At 71.1% G+C, this 18,007-nt stretch carries 14 protein-coding genes; 11 read left to right on the forward strand and 3 right to left on the reverse strand.

Going from position 1 to position 18,007, the window contains the following annotated elements; all coding sequences use genetic code 11:
• Positions 1-67 precede the first annotated feature (67 nt).
• On the reverse strand, positions 68-1,234 hold the full coding sequence (locus RCR19_RS29075) for a glycosyltransferase family 39 protein (protein WP_331267814.1): 1,167 nt from the start codon (positions 1,232-1,234) through the stop codon (positions 68-70).
• A 258-nt stretch (positions 1,235-1,492) separates the two neighbouring features.
• On the opposite strand from RCR19_RS29075, the gene RCR19_RS29080 reads away from it, so the two are divergent.
• Together RCR19_RS29080 and RCR19_RS29085 are read left to right on the forward strand one after the other, a co-directional pair.
• Positions 1,493-3,106, forward strand: coding sequence for an MFS transporter (locus tag RCR19_RS29080; protein WP_331267815.1), 1,614 nt, complete (start codon positions 1,493-1,495; stop codon positions 3,104-3,106).
• A gap of 132 nt (positions 3,107-3,238) precedes the next feature.
• Positions 3,239-4,429 (forward strand): acyl-CoA dehydrogenase family protein, encoded by a 1,191-nt coding sequence (locus tag RCR19_RS29085; RefSeq protein WP_331267816.1) that lies wholly within the window; start codon positions 3,239-3,241, stop codon positions 4,427-4,429.
• 39 nt (positions 4,430-4,468) lie between these two features.
• Here RCR19_RS29085 and RCR19_RS29090 read toward each other — a convergent pair whose 3' ends face one another.
• Complete coding sequence (locus tag RCR19_RS29090) at positions 4,469-4,906, reverse strand: cell division protein SepF (RefSeq protein WP_331267817.1); 438 nt, start codon at positions 4,904-4,906, stop codon at positions 4,469-4,471.
• A gap of 290 nt (positions 4,907-5,196) precedes the next feature.
• On the opposite strand from RCR19_RS29090, the gene RCR19_RS29095 reads away from it, so the two are divergent.
• The 7 genes from RCR19_RS29095 (at position 5,197) to RCR19_RS29125 (ending at position 15,722) form a co-directional block, all read left to right on the forward strand.
• A complete protein-coding gene (locus tag RCR19_RS29095; RefSeq protein WP_331267818.1) occupies positions 5,197-6,375 on the forward strand; it encodes a DUF5685 family protein in 1,179 nt (392 codons plus the stop codon).
• A gap of 306 nt (positions 6,376-6,681) precedes the next feature.
• The gene (locus tag RCR19_RS29100) at positions 6,682-7,464 is read left to right on the forward strand and encodes a DUF1684 domain-containing protein (protein WP_331267819.1); all 783 of its coding nucleotides are present in this window, start codon (positions 6,682-6,684) and stop codon (positions 7,462-7,464) included.
• A gap of 208 nt (positions 7,465-7,672) precedes the next feature.
• Positions 7,673-8,575: a S1 family peptidase gene (locus RCR19_RS29105; protein WP_331267820.1), complete on the forward strand. Its 903-nt coding sequence runs from the start codon at positions 7,673-7,675 to the stop codon at positions 8,573-8,575.
• A 173-nt stretch (positions 8,576-8,748) separates the two neighbouring features.
• The gene (locus RCR19_RS29110; RefSeq protein ID WP_331269585.1) at positions 8,749-9,654 is read left to right on the forward strand and encodes a slipin family protein; all 906 of its coding nucleotides are present in this window, start codon (positions 8,749-8,751) and stop codon (positions 9,652-9,654) included.
• A gap of 279 nt (positions 9,655-9,933) precedes the next feature.
• The gene (locus RCR19_RS29115; RefSeq protein ID WP_331267821.1) at positions 9,934-11,013 is read left to right on the forward strand and encodes a S1 family peptidase; all 1,080 of its coding nucleotides are present in this window, start codon (positions 9,934-9,936) and stop codon (positions 11,011-11,013) included.
• 231 nt (positions 11,014-11,244) lie between these two features.
• The gene (gene dnaE / locus RCR19_RS29120) at positions 11,245-14,751 is read left to right on the forward strand and encodes a DNA polymerase III subunit alpha (protein WP_331267822.1); all 3,507 of its coding nucleotides are present in this window, start codon (positions 11,245-11,247) and stop codon (positions 14,749-14,751) included.
• Entirely contained in the window at positions 14,748-15,722 is a 975-nt protein-coding gene (locus RCR19_RS29125) for a hypothetical protein (protein WP_331267823.1), read from the forward strand. Before dnaE ends, RCR19_RS29125 begins: the two co-directional genes overlap by 4 nt.
• Positions 15,723-15,725: 3 nt before the next feature.
• Here RCR19_RS29125 and RCR19_RS29130 read toward each other — a convergent pair whose 3' ends face one another.
• Positions 15,726-16,100, reverse strand: a complete 375-nt coding sequence (locus RCR19_RS29130; protein ID WP_331267824.1) for a cupin domain-containing protein — start codon at positions 16,098-16,100, stop codon at positions 15,726-15,728.
• A gap of 89 nt (positions 16,101-16,189) precedes the next feature.
• Between RCR19_RS29130 and RCR19_RS29135 the strand changes: the two genes are divergently transcribed.
• Positions 16,190-16,636 carry a MarR family winged helix-turn-helix transcriptional regulator gene (locus tag RCR19_RS29135; RefSeq protein ID WP_331267825.1) on the forward strand — a complete coding sequence of 149 codons (447 nt, stop codon included), beginning with the start codon at positions 16,190-16,192 and terminating at the stop codon, positions 16,634-16,636.
• A gap of 193 nt (positions 16,637-16,829) precedes the next feature.
• A complete protein-coding gene (locus RCR19_RS29140; RefSeq protein WP_331267826.1) occupies positions 16,830-17,726 on the forward strand; it encodes an alpha/beta fold hydrolase in 897 nt (298 codons plus the stop codon).
• The last annotated feature ends 281 nt before the right edge of the window (positions 17,727-18,007 follow it).

Consider the following 18,007-nt stretch of genomic DNA (forward strand, 5'->3'; position numbering starts at 1 on the left):
CTTATCTATTCGTTCACCGAATGCTGGTGTGGAATTGGCCGGACGCTCACCGCCCGTCGACGCATGATCATGGCGGACCGGAGCCGTTCAGCCAGAACGCTCCGTAGACGGCCGATGCCGCCGCGACGCCGCCGAGCACCGCGGCCGACCTGGACGGACGCACCCGGGCCAGGGCGCGGGCCAGGGGCAGCAACAGGGGGAAGGCGGGGAGCAGGAGACGCGGTTTGGAGCCGAAGTAGCTCGACGCGCACAGGGCGAGTGCGGTGACGATCCCGGCGTACACGAGCAGCGGCAGCGGCTGGCGCTGCCGCACGCACACCACGAACAACCAGACGATCAGTGCCACCCCGATGATCAGTCCCGCTCCGGCCAGTGCCGAGGGGAAGGCGGTGAACTTGCCCGCGACGAAACGGGCGAAGGCGTAGCCGCCGTCGAAGCCGTTGCGCCAGCCCGCCTGCACATCGAGATAGCCGAGGGGGCCCTTGCCGGTGCGACGGCCGACCCACAGGACGTAACCGGCGGCGCCGAGGGGGGCGAGGACCATGCCCAGCGCCCGGCGCAGGACCGGTACTTCGCGAGCCGGCAGCGTACGCCGGTCGCGTACGTACGAGGTGATCGCGGCCACCCAGACCGCGGCGACCACGGCAGCCCCCACCGGACGGGTCAGCCCCGCCAGCGACGCGAGCACCCCCGCCGTCACCCAGCGGCCCCTGAGGACCGCGTACAGCGACCAGGCCGCGAGCGCCGTGAAGAGGGACTCGCTGTAGGCCATCGACTGCACGATCCCGACCGGCAGCACCGCCCACAGCAGGACGGCGCAGAAGCCGGCCCGGCTGCCGTACACATGGTCGGCGACGGCGAAGATCCCCCAGGCCGCGGCGATCGAGGCGAGCGTCGAGACGAGCAGACCGGCGTCGGCGAAGGACAGCGGGGTCAGCGCTTCGCCGAGCCGCTCAAGCCAGGGCAGCAGCGGGAAGAACGCGAGATCGGAGTGCACGTCGCCGTTGGGCAGGCGGACCTCGTAGCCGTAGCCAGGGCCGGCGACCCGGGTGTACCAGAGCGAGTCCCAGCGGGCGGTCAGCAGGGTGTGCGGACTGCTGCCGCGTGCCGCGCTCCACAGCGCGAGCACGACGAGGCCCAGGGCACGGACGGCCACGTATCCCGCCAGAGCGGGGGCGGCCCGGCGCGCGGCGCCGGTGGGGGGTGGCGCCGGGCGGGTTCCAAGATCGGTCACGCGCCCGATTATCGACGGCGTACGGAACCGGAGGGCCGCCCGGCATCGTGATGGACCGGGGGGAGGTGGCGTACGCCACACCCTCCGCCCGCGAACGTGAGAGGTCCGCCACGCGACGCCCGCGGGGACTCGCGTACTCTGACGACTCACTCGCTTCGTTGCGTGGGCCCGGGAACACCCACCTCCCGGTCGCTGCCGCGGGGATGTCCCCACCCCGTGGATTCCGCCGGTGCGAGGGACCATCTGGGAGGTACGTACATGTACGGGACGACCACGGCCTCCGCCGGGCTGCGCCGTCGGGCCCCCGGGGCCGGTGCGAGCCGCTGGGTCGTCCTCTTCGTCCTCTGCGTGAGCCTGCTCCTGGTCGCCGTCGACGCCACCGTGCTGCACGTCGCGATGCCGGCCGTCACCGAGGACCTCAAGCCCAGCGCCGTCGAACTGCTCTGGATCGTCGACACCTATCCGCTGGTCTGCGCCTCGCTGCTGATCCTCTTCGGCACGCTCGGCGACCGGATCGGCCGCAGACGGGTCCTGCTGCTCGGATACGGCCTGTTCGGCATCGCCTCGGGTGCCGCGGCCCTCGCCCAGGACGCCCAGGTGCTGATCGGCGCACGGGCCCTGCTGGGCGTCGGCGGAGCGATGATCATGCCCGCGACGCTGTCCATCCTGCGCCATGTCTTCCCCGACCGGCGCGAGCGTGCCCTGGCCATCGGCATCTGGAGCGCCGTGGCCGCGGTGGGCGCCGCGGTCGGGCCGCTGCTCGGCGGCTTCCTGCTGGAGCACTTCTGGTGGGGCTCGGTCTTCCTCATCAACATCCCGCTGATGCTGGTCAGTCTGCCGATCGGGCGGCTGCTGCTGCCGGAGTCGACGGGCGACCCCGACGGCCCCTGGGACGTCGTCGGCGCCCTGATGGCTGCGGCCGGTCTCTTCGGAGCCGTCCTGGGCGTCAAGCGGCTGGGCGGCGGGGAGCCGCCGCTCGACCCCTTCACGCTGCTGCCGCTGGTGCTGGGCGCCGCCCTGCTGGTGGCCTTCGTACGGCGTCAGCGCGGCCGTGCGCATCCGCTGGTGGATCTCCGGATGTTCGCGCGTCCGGCGTTCAGCACCTCGGTCGGCTGCATCGTGCTGGCGATGCTGGCGCTGGTGGGCCTCGAACTGATCGCCGCCCAGTACCTGCAACTGGTGCTGCACCTCTCGCCGCTGCAGACCGGACTGCGGCTGCTGCCGTTGACGTTCGCGGCGATGGCGGCCGGTCTGCTCGGCTCGAAGATGCTCGCCCGCTTCGGCCCCCGGCTCATGGTCGCCTTCGGCTTCTGCCTCACGGCCGGTTCGGTCATCATGCTGACGGCCATGGGCGGGCGCGACAACGCGACACTCCTGCTGTCCGGCTTCGTCCTGCTGGGCTTCGGTATCGAGACGACGCTCTTCGGGGCCTACGAGTCGATGCTCAGCGAGGCGCCGCACGCGCAGGCGGGCGGTGCCGCGGCGATCGGTGAGACGTCGTACCAACTGGGCGCGGGCATCGGGATAGCGCTGCTGGGCAGTGTGATGAACGCCGCGTATGCGCCCGGTCCGTCCTCGGTGCCGGGGGTGCCGGCCTCCGCGTCCGCGGCCGCCGGTCACTCGCTGGGGGAGGCCTACGAGGTCGCCGACCGGCTGGGCGGCGCGCGGGGCGCGGCCCTGCGCCACGCGGCGCGCGACTCCTTCGTGCACGGCCTGCATGTGACGCTCCTGGTCAGTGCCGGGCTGTTGCTGCTGGGAGCGGTCATGGCACTGCGGTTGCCGCGGGTCATGAACTGCGAACCGCCGCCCGCGCCCGGCCCTGCCGCGGTACCCGCGCCGCGGGAGGCGGCGGACTCCCGCGTGTCGGCCTGACGGGGCCGGGCGACCGGGCGTGACCACCGTCACTCGGCGCCCGATACTGGACGTGCGGCCCGGGGCGTCGTACCGTCGGGCCGTCCGGTTCGGTTAGCGCTGCTAGTTTTCAGTGTCACGGAGGCTGTCCCCATGTCCGCGTCGTCGACGTTGCCGCCCTTCGACCCCGCCGATCCGCTGGGGCTCGACGACCTGCTGGACGACGAGGACCTGGCCATCCGCGACGCCGTGCGTACCTGGGCGGCCGACCGTGTGCTGCCGTACGTCGCCGACTGGTACGAGAAGGGGGAGCTGCCGCAGATCCGGGAGCTCGCCAAGGAGCTGGGATCCCTCGGCGCCCTCGGCATGTCGCTCGAGGGTTACGGGTGCGCCGGGGCGAGCGCGGTGCAGTACGGACTCGCCTGCCTGGAACTGGAGGCCGCCGACTCCGGCATCCGGTCCCTGGTCTCCGTCCAGGGGTCCCTCGCGATGTACGCCGTGCACCGGTTCGGGAGCGAGGAGCAGAAGCAGCAGTGGCTGCCCGGGATGGCGGCCGGCGAGATCATCGGGTGCTTCGGGCTCACCGAACCCGACCACGGCTCCGACCCCGCCTCGATGCGCACCTACGCCAAGCGCGACGGCAAGGACTGGGTGCTCAACGGCCGCAAGATGTGGATCACCAACGGCTCGGTCGCGGGCGTCGCCGTGGTCTGGGCCCGGACCGACGAAGGGGTACGCGGCTTTGTCGTCCCGGCCGCAAGCCCCGGCTTCTCCGCGCCCGAGATCCGGCACAAGTGGTCCCTGCGGGCCTCCGTCACCAGCGAGTTGGTCCTCGACGACGTGCGGCTGCCCGCCGACGCCGTGCTGCCCGCAGTGGTCGGTCTCAAGGGACCGCTCAGCTGTCTGTCCCACGCCCGGTACGGGATCGTGTGGGGTGCCATGGGCGCGGCCCGGTCCTGCTTCGAGACCGCCGTCGAGTACGCCAAGAGCCGGGAACAGTTCGGCAGGCCCATCGGCGGGTTCCAGCTCACCCAGGCGAAGCTCGCCGACATGGCGGTCGAACTGCACAAGGGGATTCTGCTCGCCCACCATCTGGGGCGGCGCATGGACGCCGGGCGGCTGCGTCCGGAGCAGGTCAGCTTCGGCAAGCTCAACAACGTGCGGGAGGCCATCGAGATCTGCCGCACCGCGCGCACGATCCTCGGCGCCAACGGGATCTCCCTGGAGTACCCCGTGATGCGGCACGCCACCAACCTGGAGTCCGTGCTCACCTACGAGGGCACGGTCGAGATGCACCAGCTCGTGCTGGGCAAGGCGCTCACCGGGCTCGACGCCTTCCGGTGACCGGGCCCGAAGCGGGCAGGGCCGACGAGCGGCCCTGCCTCAGCTCTGGTTGAAGAATCCGTCGGGCCGCCGGCTCGCGGCGTCGCCGCTGACGATCTCCGTGTTCGCGGGGGTCAGCAGGAAGACCCGGTTGGAGACGCGGTCGATCGAACCCCGAAGGCCGAAGATCAGGCCGGCGGCGAAGTCCACCACGCGCTTGGCGTCGGCGCCCTCCATGTTCGTGAGGTTCATGATGACGGGGACGCCGTCCCGGAAGAGCTCACCGATGGCGCGGGCGTCCCGGAAGCTGTCCGGGGTGATCGTGCCGATCCGGCGGCCCTTCTCCTCCGCCGTGTCGGCGGCGACCTTCACGCGCGGGTCGGTCACCCAGGCGTCGCCGTGCTCCTGGCCCTCGGCGTAGTCGTCGTCGTAGTAACGCTCGTCATCGTTGTCGTCGACGAGGCCGAGCCAGGCACTCGCCTTGCGTACAGATCCCATGGACGCCTCCTCTCACAGCGGTCTTTCTAGCTTTCCGCAACCCCATGGTCGTCCATGATGCGGATGTAGCGCCAAGTGGATAGACGCCGCGCGGGGGTTTCGTGACGGTACTGGTGCACAGCCAATACGTCGAGAGCCCGTGTACCCCAAGGCTTGGCACACATATGGCTGCTGACGGAGAGTGAAATAATATCGTCGTCGGCGTTCGGGTGGCGGTCGGTGCGTACGGGTGAACGAAGTGGCAGATAGGCTGCCGCAGCTCAACGTCGAACGAGCCACGGGGGAGTGTCGTGTTCGGAATGGTCCGGCCCTGCCGTCACCGATTGAGTGAAGGTCTGAGAACACAGTGGATGGCACATCTGTGCGGGCTGTGCCTCGCGCTTCGCGGAGACCACGGGCAACTGGCCCGGGTCGTCACCAACTACGACGGCCTGCTGGTCTCGGTCCTGACGGAGGCTCAGTCGGAGCGGACCACGGGACGGCGGCGCACGGCAGGGCCCTGCCCGCTGCGGGGCATGCGCACCGCCTCCGTGGCGCACGGTGAGGGGGCGCGGCTCGCGGCCGCCGTGTCGCTGGTGCTCGCCTCCGCCAAGGTGCGCGACCACATGGCCGACGGGGACGGGATGCTGGCCCGCCGGCCGGTGGCGTTCGCCGCCCGCCGGGTAGCCCTGAGCTGGGGCAGGGCCGGTGCCCGCACCGGCTCCGACATCGGGTTCGACACCGCAGTGCTCGTGGACGCGGTGGAGCGGCAGCTCGGGATCGAGACGCTCGCCGGGCCGGGCACTTCGATACTGACCGTCACCGAGCCCACCGAGACGGCCACGGCCGCGGCCTTCGCGCACACCGCGGTGCTGGCCGGGCGGCCCGGCAACGCGGAGGCGCTCGCCGAGGCGGGCCGGCTGTTCGGGCGGCTCGCCCATCTGCTCGACGCCGTGGAGGACAGGGAGGCCGACGCCGCGTCGGGCTCCTGGAACCCGCTCACGGCGACCGGGACGTCCCTGGCCGAGGCGCGCCGCCTCGCCGACGACGCGCTGCACGGCATCCGGCTCGCACTGCGCGAAGTGGCCTTCACCGACGGCCGGCTCGCGCATGTCCTGCTCGCCCACGAACTGCGGAACTCCGTCGACCGGGCCTTCGGTACGACCTCCTGCTCGCACATGCCAGAACTGTTCGGACCGCCTCCCTCCGGGCCGTACGCGCCCGGCGGCCCCGGAGGCCCGGCAGGGCCCCCGCCCCCGGAACCGCCCCGCCGCGACCGGCGCGGGCTGATCGCGGGCTGCGCCGTGTGGCTCGGGCTCGCCTGCACCTGCCAACTCTGCTGCGGAACCTACGAGGATCCCTGGACCCGGGAACGCAAGGACGCGGCCTGCCAGGACTGCGGGGACTGCTGCGACTGCTGTGACTGCTGCGGCAACTGCTGCAGTGGGTGCGATGGTTGCGACTGCTGCGACTGCGGCTGCGACTGCTGACTTCCGAAGCGGCGTCCCCGCGCGCCTGCCCGATGGCGGCGGGGCCTGCCCGGCGAGGAGGAGCAACCGCCCGACGGACCGTCACCGGGGTCGCGGCCGGGTCTCCTTCGCCGACGCGGGTTCGTCCGGACGGACGCGGCCGATGGGTTCATCCTCGTGTGTCGTCCCACCCGGGGCGCGCACGTCGAGTTCGTGGCCGGGGCGTGCCGTTGATCCGAAGCGGGGCGCCCCGCACGCGGAATACACGGGCACCACGATGCGCTCGCATCTCGGACCTGCGGATTTCCGTGTGGAAGGGTTGATCGCATGACGACGGACGCATCCGACGAGTGGAAGCAGTGGCACGAGCACCGCACCGCGCGGGTGTCGGGGCCCTACGGACCGCTCGCGCTGACCGGCACCTACTGGCTGGAGGACCATCCGGAAGGACGGATCCCGGAAGTCCCCGGGCAGTGGACACAGGACGGTGAGGCGGTGGTGCTGACGGCCGCCGAGGAGGACGGACTTTCCGTCGACGGAGTGCCGTTCACCGGCAAGGTCCGCCTCGAGGCCGACCGGGGACCCGCGACCGCCGCCCGTGTCGGGGCGGGTGAGCGCCGCCTGGTCGTCCTCGTCCGCGAGGGCGTGTGGGGTGTGCGCGACTACGACCCCGGCTCCCCGGGCCGCCGGGCCTTCAAGGGGATCGACGCCACGCCGTACGATCCGCGCTGGTCGCTCGAGGGACATTTCACCCCGTACGGCGAGCACCGCACCGTACGTGTCGAGAACGCCGACGGGCGTCACCGCGGGCTCGGCCTCGGCGGTGTGCTCGCCTTCACGCTCGACGGACAGGACCTCACCCTCCAGGTCTCGGTCGAGGACGACGGCTCGCTGTGGGCCGTCTTCGCGGACAGCACCAGCGGGGACGGGAGTTACCCCTTCCGGTTCCTGCGGCCGCCGGCGCCCGACGCCGAGGGACGTACGACGGTCGATTTCAACCGGGCACTGCTGCCCCCGTGCGCGTTCGCCGACCACTTCGTCTGCCCGTTCCCGCCACCCGGCAACACGCTGGCCGCCGCGGTCGAGGCGGGGGAGCGGACCCTGCTGTAGAAGGTCCGTCAATCTCCCCGGTCATCTGTAAGTTGAAGGCCGTACGGCCGAAAGCCGCCCTTGCGCCGGTCGGTCGTACGGCCGAATACTCCCCCTCAGCGCTTGTCAGGGCCACGACTTGTCCGGAATCCGGGCAGGCCGTCCTTGGCTGCGCCTCACGGGCCCCAACCCCACGTGGGCCCCCGACTTCCCTTGGAGGGAACGAAAAGTGAGGATCAAGCGCACCACCCCCACCAGCGGCATCGCGAGACGGACCCGGCTGATCGCCGTGGCCACCGGATTCGTGGCCGCCGCCGCGATCGCGATCCCCAACGCGAACGCGAGCGACGCCGGGACCTTCAGCACCAACCAGCTCACCCAGGTGAGGGACTCGGTGCTCAAGTCCGATGTCGCAGGCACCGCCTGGGCCGTCGACCCCACGACGAACCGCGTGGTCGTCACCGTCGACAGCACGGTCTCCAAGGCCGAGATCGCGAAGATCAGGGAGGAGGCCGGAGGCAACGCCGGCGCCCTCACGATCAAGCACACCTCGGGCAAGTTCAACAAGCTGATCTCCGGCGGCGACGCGATCTATGCGAGTAGCTGGCGCTGCTCCCTGGGCTTCAACGTCCAGGACTCCAGCGGGAACTACTACTTCCTGACCGCGGGCCACTGCACCGACGGCGCGGGCACCTGGTGGTCGAACTCCTCGCACACCACCACGCTCGGCACCACGGCCGGCTCCTCCTTCCCCGGCAACGACTACGGCATCGTGCGCTACACCAACACCTCGGTGACCAAGTCGGGTGCCGTGGGCAGCCAGGACATCACCAGTGCGGCCACGCCCTCGGTCGGCACCACCGTCTACCGCCGCGGCTCCACGACCGGGACGCACAGCGGCCGGGTCACCGCGCTCAACGCGACGGTCAACTACGGTGGCGGCGACATCGTCAGCGGCCTCATCCAGACCACGGTCTGCGCCGAGCCGGGTGACTCCGGTGGCCCGCTGTACGGCGGTTCCACCGCCTACGGTCTGACCTCCGGCGGCAGCGGCAACTGCACCTCCGGTGGTACGACCTTCTTCCAGCCGGTCACCGAGGCCCTCAGCGCCTACGGGGTCCACGTCTACTGACGCGATCCCGAACCGCACACCCGATCTGCAGCCGGCAGGAGGGGAGCCCTCGCACGCAACTCCGCGTGCGGGGGCTCCCCTTTGCCCGCTCCGCGGAGTTACCGTCGAAGGGCACGTGGCAGGTTCGTGTGCACTCCCCTGAGCACGCCCACTTCGGACCCTGGGGGGCCGACATGGTCGAGGAGCTGGTGACGGCGGGGGCGGCCCTCGCGTCCGTCGGGGTCGTCTACGTGGCGGCCGCGGCCCGGGTCGTCAAACAGTACGAACGGGGAGTGGTGTTCCGCCTCGGGCGGCTCAGGCCCGAGGTCCGGGGGCCCGGCCTCACGATGATCGTGCCCCTCGTGGACCGGCTCCGCAGGGTGAATCTGCAGATCGTGACGATGCCGGTGCCCGCGCAGGAGGGCATCACCAGGGACAACGTCACGGTGCGCGTGGACGCCGTCGTCTACTTCAAGGTGACCTCACCCGCCGAGGCGATCGTCCGGGTCGAGGACTACCGGTTCGCCGTACTGCAGATGGCGCAGACCTCGCTGAGGTCGATCATCGGCAAGAGCGAACTCGACGATCTGCTCTCCAGCCGTGAGAAGCTCAACCAGGGTCTGGAGCTGATGATCGACAGCCCGGCGGTGGAGTGGGGCGTCACCATCGACCGTGTCGAGATCAAGGACGTCTCGCTGCCGGAGACGATGAAACGGTCCATGGCCCGGCAGGCCGAGGCCGACCGCGAGCGGCGCGCCCGTGTCATCAACGCCGACGCGGAACTGCAGGCGTCCAGGAAGCTGGCGGAGGCGGCCCAGCAGATGGCCGCGACACCCGCCGCGCTGCAACTGCGACTGCTGCAGACCGTGGTGGCGGTCGCCGCGGAGAAGAACTCCACCCTCGTCCTGCCCTTCCCGGTGGAACTGCTGCGGTTCCTGGAGCGGGCCCAGCAGCCGGTGGCCGCGACCCCCGAACAGCAGGTGCCGGCGCCCCCGCCGCCGTCGGCCGTGACCGGTGAGCAATCGGTGCAGGAGCAACTCCCCGCCGCCGCAATCGACCTGGAATCGGAACCCGAGGGGTCGAATTCAAGACAGGACTAGACCTCGCGGCCGGCAGAGGGATAACCCTCGCATGGCATTTGCAGCGGGAATCGAACCGGAGGGGAACAGGCATGGTCAAGCGGCAGGGGGCGCACATTCGTTGACCTGCGCGCGTCCTGAAGTCGACCTTGTGTGCCCCCTGTGGGCGTCGGAATAGTGGGCTCCGCACGGTGGGTACGGACGCGGCTCATTCGGTGTGCCGCCTTCGTGCCCCTACGCCTTCCGGTCGCGGCGGTCCCCACAACCTCCGCGACCTGACCCCCCACAGGAGGACGTGAGTTGAAGCACCGACGCATATCCGGGCGGCGGGCCGCCCTGGCAGGCGGGGCTGTCGCCGCACTGATCGCAGCGGGCGTCACCTTCCAGAATGCGAACGCGAGTGAGGCGCCGAAGACCGGGACGCCTCGCACTCTCTCGGCCGAAGCGGCCGGAAAGCTCGCCTCGACGCTCGGTCAGGACCTGGGTTCCGGCGCGGCCGGAACGTATTACGACGCGAAGACGAAGCAGCTCGTCGTCAATGTCCTCGACGAGTCCGCCGCGCAGTCCGCCCGGACGGCCGGCGCCACGGCCAGAATCGTCCAGAACTCCCTGGCCGAGCTGGCGGGCGCCCGCACCACGCTCAAGAAGGACGCGACCATCCCGGGCACCTCATGGGCGACCGACCCGAGGACCAACAAGGTCGTCGTAACGGCCGACAGCACCGTCTCGAAGGCCGAGTGGGCCACGCTCTCCAAGGTGGTCGACGGGCTCGGCGGGAAGGCCGAGATCAAGCGCTCGCCGGGTGAGTTCAAGCCCTTCGTCGCGGGCGGCGACGCCATCACCGGCTCCGGCGGGCGCTGCTCGCTCGGCTTCAACGTGGTCAAGGGCGGTCAGCCGTACTTCATCACCGCCGGACACTGCACCGAGGCCATCTCCAGCTGGTCGGACTCCAGTGGCAACGTGATCGGCCAGAACGAGCAGTCCAGCTTCCCGGGCAACGACTTCGGCCTGGTCAAATACACGGCGGAGGTCGACCACCCGAGCGCGGTCGACCTCTACAACGGCTCGACGCAAGCGATCACCAAGGCGGGTGACGCGACCGTCGGCGAGAAGGTGACGCGCAGCGGCTCGACCACCCAGGTGCACTCCGGCACGGTCACCGGTCTGGACGCCACCGTGAACTATGCGGAGGGCACGGTCAGCGGCCTCATCCAGACCGACGTCTGCGCCGAGCCCGGTGACAGCGGCGGTTCGCTCTTCGACGGTGACACCGCGATCGGCCTCACCTCGGGCGGCAGCGGTGACTGCACCTCGGGCGGCGAGACCTTCTTCCAGCCGGTCACCGAGGCGCTTTCGGTCTTCGGCGCCCAGATCGGCTGATCTCCCGCGGCCCGACGGAGTCCCGCTCCCGGATTGTCCGGGGGCGGGACTTTTCCATGGCCGGTCCGGCCGGTCTCTCCCGGGACGGACGGCCCGGTTGGCGTTTGCCCAGGTGGGGGAGGCTCGAACCGCTGTCGCACGACAGTTCGAAAGTTGGTTTATGGTGGGAGTGGGGGATGGGAACGAACGTTCGAGCGCCGTATGCGGGGCTCACGGGTACTGGAGGTGCGTGTGCCGGGTTTCACGCATCTGCACACCGTCTCCGGGTTCTCCATGCGCTACGGCGCCTCGCATCCGGAGCGGCTGGCCGAGCGCGCCGGTGAGCTGGGCATGGACGCCCTGGCGCTCACCGACCGGGACACCGTCGCGGGCACGGTCCGGTTCGCCAAGGCCTGCGCGGCGGCGGGCGTCCGGCCGCTGTTCGGGGTGGAACTCGCGGTGACGGAGCCCGAGCCGGCCCGGCGCACGGGGGCTCTGCCGGTCCATGGGGGTCCCGTCGAGCGAACGGGGGAGGAGCCGGAGGCCCGGGGGAGGCGCCGTGCCCCGGTGCGCGGGGGTGCCTTCATCGACGAGTCGACACCACGTGTGACCTTCCTCGCCCGGGACGGCGCCCGCGGCTGGGCCGATCTGTGCCGGCTCGTCACCGCCGCCCATTCTCCCGAGTCCCTGTCCCCGGGCACCCCGCTGCTGCCCTGGGCCGACAACCACGCCGACGGTCTGACCGTCCTGCTCGGCCCCGCCTCCGGCGTGGGCCGCGCCCTGGCCGCGGGACGACCGGACCGTGCGGCGAGACTCCTCGCACCCTGGCGTGAGGTCTACGGCGACGCCCTGCGCCTCGAGGCCGTCTGGCACGGCCGCACGGGTACCGGACCGGGCTCGCTGCGGCTGGCCGCCCGAACCCTGGGATTCGCCGCCGAGCAGGGAGTACGCCCTGTGCTCAGCAATGCCGTGCGGTACGCGGACCCCGGCCTCGGCCCGGTCGCCGACGTCCTGGACGCCGCACGCCGCCTCGTCCCCGTCGACCCCGCCAAGGAACTGGACTCCGGAGAGGCCTGGCTCAAGGACGCGCCGGCCATGCTCCGGGTCGCCGAACGGATCGTCGAGGCCGCGGGCTACCGGCGCGACACCGCACACCGCCTGCTGGAGCAGACCCGGGACACCGCCGCCGAGTGCGTGGTCGACCCCGAGGACGACCTCGGCATCGGCACCGTCCACTTCCCCGAGGCCCATCTTGTGGGCGCCGGCCACCGCACAGCCCAGCGTGCGCTCGCCTCCCGGGCGGCGGCGGGCATGGTGCTGCGCGGCTACGGCGCCCGGCGCGCCTACTGGGAGCGGATGCACGAGGAACTCGACGTCATCGCCCACCACGGTTTCGCCTCCTACTTCCTCACGGTGGCCCAGGTGGTCGACGACGTACGGAGCATGGGCATCCGGGTCGCCGCGCGCGGCTCGGGCGCGGGTTCCCTCGTCAACCACCTCCTCGGCATCGCGCACGCCGACCCGGTGGAGCACGGGCTCCTGATGGAGCGTTTCCTGTCCAAGCGCCGCCTGGCCCTGCCCGACATCGACATCGACGTCGAATCCGCCCGTCGTCTCGAGGTCTACCGCGCGATCATCGACCGTTTCGGTACCGCGCGGGTCGCGACGGTCGCGATGCCGGAGACCTACCGTGTCCGCCACGCGATCCGCGACGTGGGCGCGGCCCTGTCCATGGACCCGGCCGACATCGACCGCATCGCCAAGTCCTTCCCGCACATCCGGGCCCGCGACGCCCGCACGGCCCTCGACGAACTGCCCGAACTCAAGTCCCTGGCCGCGGAGCGGGAGAAGTACGGAAACTTCTGGGAACTGGTGGAGGCCCTCGACGCCCTTCCGCGCGGAATCGCCATGCACCCGTGCGGGGTGCTGCTCTCCGACGCCTCCCTCCTCGCCCGTACGCCGGTCGTGCCGACCAGCGGCGAGGGCTTCCCGATGTCGCAGTTCGACAAGGACGACGTCGAGGAGCTCGGACTGCTCAAACTCGACGTGCTCGGGGTGCGGATGCAGTCCGCGATGGCGCACGCGGTCGCGGAGGTGCAGCGGACGACGGGGGAGCGGCTCGACCTCGACGCCGTCGAGCCGGGCGACCCGGAGACGTACCGCCTCATCCGCACCGCCGAGACGCTGGGCTGCTTCCAGATCGAGTCGCCGGGCCAGCGGGACCTGGTCGGGCGGCTCCAGCCGGCCGACTTCCACGACCTCGTCGTCGACATCTCGCTGTTCCGGCCGGGTCCGGTCGCGGCCGACATGGTGCGGCCGTTCATCGACGCGCGGCACGGGCGGGCGCCCGTCCGTTACCCGCACCCCGACCTGGAGGGGCCGCTGAAGGAGACGTACGGCGTCGTCGTCTTCCACGAGCAGATCATCCACATCCTGGACATCATGACCGGCTGCGGGCGGGACGAGGCGGACCGGGTGCGGCGCGGGCTGTCCGAACCGGAGTCGCAGGGACGGATCCGGGTCTGGTTCGCCCAGCAGGCGGCGGCGAACGGATACAACGCAGAAACGATTCAGCGCACTTGGGAGATCGTCGAGGCGTTCGGCTCGTACGGCTTCTGCAAGGCGCACGCGGTCGCCTTCGCCGTGCCGACGTACCAGTCGGCGTGGCTGAAGGCCCATCACCCGGCCGCCTTCTACGCGGGGCTGCTCACGCACGATCCCGGGATGTACCCGAAGCGGCTGCTGCTTGCGGATGCGCGGCGCCGGGGGGTGCCGATCCTGTCGCTGGACGTGAACAGGTCGGGTGTCGCTCATCGTATCGAACTGGTGTCTGAACCAACTGATTCCACCGGCCGCTGGGGGCTCCGGCTCGCGCTCTGCGACGTCCACGGCATCAGCGAGGCCGAAGCGCAGCGGATCGAAGCCGGGCAGCCGTACGCCTCCCTGCTCGACTTCTGGGAACGGGCCCGGCCGAGCCGTCCCCTTGCGCAGCGGCTCGCGCAGGTCGGTGCGCTGGACGCGTTCGGCGCCAACCGCCGCGACCTGCAACTGCATCTGACCGAACTCCACCGGGGTGCCCGGGGCGGGGGCGAGGGCCAGCTCCCCCTGGCCGGGGGGCGGAGGACGGCCTCGGCGGGGCTGCCCGACCTCTCCGCGGCGGAGCGGCTGAGTGCCGAACTGGGCGTGCTCTCCATGGACGCCTCGCGCAATCTGATGGACGACCACCGGGCGTTCCTCGACGAACTGGGCGTGGTGCCGGCGCACCGGCTGCGCTCGGCACGGCACGGGGAGACGGTACTGGTCGCGGGTGCCAAGGCGGCCACCCAGACCCCGCCCATCCGCTCCGGCAAGCGGGTCATCTTCACCACCCTCGACGACGGTACGGGCCTGGTCGACCTCGCCTTCTTCGACGACTCCCACGACGCCTGCGCCCACACCGTCTTCCACTCCTGGCTGCTGCTGGTGCGCGGGGTGGTGCAGCGAAGGGGGCCGCGCAGTCTCAGCGTGGTGGGCGCCGCCGCCTGGAACCTCGCCGAACTGGTCGAACTGCGCGCCGAGGGCGGCCTCGACATGGTGGCGGAGCGGCTGGCGGTACCCGCCCCGCATCAGCAGGACGGTGACGGCGACGCGGCGAAGGGCCGCCGTATCCGTATGACCACGGGGTACGAGATGAACCCCTGGTCCGATCTGCGTCCCGCGGGCGAAGGCCCCGCGGGTGGGAAGAAGTTGTGGCACCAGAGTCCGGGGAGTGCGGGATGACCATCCTCTGCGTACGTTTCCAGCTGGCTCCGATGTACGAGGCGGCCCTGCCGGGGCTGCTCGGACTCCTGGAGGAGTTCACACCCGTCGTCGAGGCGCTTCCGCCGGACGGGGCGCTGGCCGATCTGCGGGGCGCCGGGCGGTACTTCGGGCGGGACACCGCCGAACTGGCCACGGTGATCCGGGTACGCGCCCTCGCGCACCACGGGGTCGACTGCGCGATCGGGGCCGGACCCGGGCCGATGCTGGCCCGCATGGCGCTGCGGGAGGCGGCGCCCGGGACGATCCGGCTGGTGCCCGAAGGGCGCACGGCGGCCGCGGAGTTCCTGGCCGGCCTGCCCGTCGGTGCGCTGCCCCGGGTCGGTGCCGTGACCGCCCGCACTCTGTGCGAGTACGGGCTCGACACCGTCGGAAAGGTCGCCGCAGCACCACTGTCCACGGTGCAGCGGCTCGTCGGCGCCCGGGCCGGCCGTGAACTGCACGAGAAGGCGAACGGCGTCGACCGGGGCCGGGTCGTGCCGAACGGGGTCTCCCGCTCCCTCGTGGCCGAACGCCCCTTCACCCGCGACGAGCTGGACCCCGACCGGCACCGGCGCGCACTGCTGTCGGCCGCCGAGGAACTGGGCTCCCGGCTGCGCAACGTGGGCCGGGTGTGCGGAGCGCTCACCCTCACCACGCGCTATGCCGACAGGTCCTCGACGACCCGCAGCCGCACCCTCGCCGAGCCGACCGCGCACTCCGCCGCGCTCACCACGGAGGCGTACCGCATGTACGAGGCGCTGGGTCTGCAGCGCGCCCGGGTGCGTGCGCTCGTCCTGCGCGCCGAAGGCCTGACCCCCGCCGAACAGGCGTCCCGTCAGCTCACCTTCGACCCCGCGGACGACAAGGTCCGCAGGATCGAGGAGGTCGCGGACCGCGCGCGAGCGAGGTTCGGGCCGCGCGCGGTGATGCCGGGGACGCTGGCCGCGTAGGCGTCAGCGCGCCCATGGGGGAGCGATCCGCGTGCCGTCGGACAGTTGCGCCTCCAGCCCGATCGAGGTGGTGACCCAGGAGACGGCGACCTCGCCCGTCGGATTCTCGATGCCGAGGGTCGTACCGGGATTGACGATCACCGTGTCGCCCGCGGTGATCCGTTCGGTGCGGCCGTCGAGCGTGATGAGCAGTTCACCGTCGAGCAGGTGGAAGATCTCCTCCCGGTCGACGGTGTGCAGGGGTGCGCGGGTGCCCGCGGGGATCTCCCCGCGCCAGGCGCACAGCTCCCTGCTGCCGGTCAGGGAGCTGGCGTACGAGACGAAACGGGCACCGTGCATCTCGTACGTGACGGCCTCGGACGAGCGGACGACAGGCATGGATGTCTCCTTCCGAAATGGTCAAGCTGCTTGACCATAACTATGGTCAAGCAGCTTGACCACCGGGTCAAGGGTGTTTCAATGCCCGGGTGCAGAACTCCGAAGCCATGGCCCTGTCCGCCGCCCTGCTCGCCGTCGCCGGCGAACTGACACAACGCATCAACGACGGTGTCGTCGCGCGTGGCTTCGAGGGGGTGCGGCCCGCGCACGGTTTCGCGTTCGCCCGGCTCGCCCCGGACGGTGCCACCGCGACGGAGCTGGCCGCCCATCTCGGGGTGACCAAGCAGGCGGCGAGTCAGCTCGTCGACGAGATCGTGCGCAAGGGGTACGCGGAGCGGCGTCCGCATCCCGGGGACGCGCGGGCCCGGCTGGTCGTGCTGACCGAGCGCGGCTGGGCCTGCACCCGGGCCGCCGAGGAAGCCGCGGCGGAGGCCGTACGGCCGTGGGCGGAGCTGCTGGGGGCTGCCGAAATCCGTTCGCTGCAACGTCAGTTGCTGCGTATCGCACCCTATGGGCCGATCAGGCCCGCCTGGTGATGAGACATCACATACGCCTGGGCCATTACCAGGAAGCCCGACTGTACGAGGGTGCATCGAAAATTTTTTACTGACGCGTAACTTCACAGTTGTCCTACTCGTTCGTAACTTGACGAGTGAACAGCATCCCGTGATCCGGATCGCAGGGGCGCAAGGCCGTCGCACCTCCCCCGAGTCGCAAGGAGATCACCCGATGCTGCCCTGGAAACGCCTGTTCAGACCGCTGGCAGCACTCCTGCTGACGACCGCGGTCGCCGTCGTCCCCGCCGCCGGAGCGGCACAGGCCGCCGCGCCGAGCGGGGCCCACCCGCTCCAGCAGAGCCAAGCGTCCGCGAGCGGCTGGAACGACTACGCCTGCAAGCCGTCCGCCGCCCACCCCCGCCCCGTCGTCCTCGTCCACGGCACCTTCGCCAACTCCGTCGACAACTGGCTCGCCCTCGCCCCCTACCTGGAGGACCGCGGGTACTGCGTCTTCTCCCTGGACTACGGCAAGTTGCCGGGTGTCCCGTTGTTCTACGGACTCGGCCCCATCGCCGACTCCGCCGGACAGCTCAGCACCTTCGTCGACAAGGTGCTCGCCGCGACCGGTTCCGCCGAGGTCGACATCGTCGGGCACTCGCAGGGCGGCATGATGCCCCGCTACTACCTCAAGTTCCTGGGCGGTGCGGCCAAGGTGAACGCCCTCGTCGGCATCGCGCCCGACAACCACGGCACCACCCTGAACGGGCTCACCAACCTGCTGCCCTACTTCCCCGGCGCCGAGGACCTGCTCTCCAGCGCCACCCCCGGTCTCGCCGACCAGGTGGCCGGCTCGGCGTTCCTGACCAAACTCAACACGGGCGGCGACACCGTGCCCGGAGTCCACTACACGGTCATCGCCACCAAGTACGACGAGGTGGTGACGCCCTACAGTTCGCAGTTCCTCAGCGGATCCGACGTCCACAACGTCCTGCTGCAGAACCTGTGCGTGCTCGACCTCTCCGAGCATGTGCTGATCGGGCTGACCGACCGGATCGCCTTCCACGAGGTGGCCAACGCCCTCGACCCGGCGCACGCCACCCCGACCACCTGCGCGTCCGCCTTCAGCTGACGCCCGAGTGCCACCACCGGACGTCCGTAGCCGTCCCCAGCCGCTGCGGCCGTCGCCGGGGCCTGTCCGACCTGAGCCGCCGGACAGGCCCCGGAGCCTCACCACCCACGCCGGCCGCCGCCTCCGCGACGGAGCGGCACGGGGGGGACTCCTGGAATCCATCCCGTGGGGGCTGCGCTCAGCAAGCTAACCCCGGGAAACCGAGAAATCGCCTGCTGGGGGCGGGCGGACGAGATCCTTATGGCGCCGTTAAGGCAGGGCTAACGGAGCGATCAGGAAAC

This window comes from Streptomyces sp. WAC07094, assembly GCF_036320405.1.
GTDB lineage: Bacteria > Actinomycetota > Actinomycetes > Streptomycetales > Streptomycetaceae > Streptomyces > Streptomyces lannensis.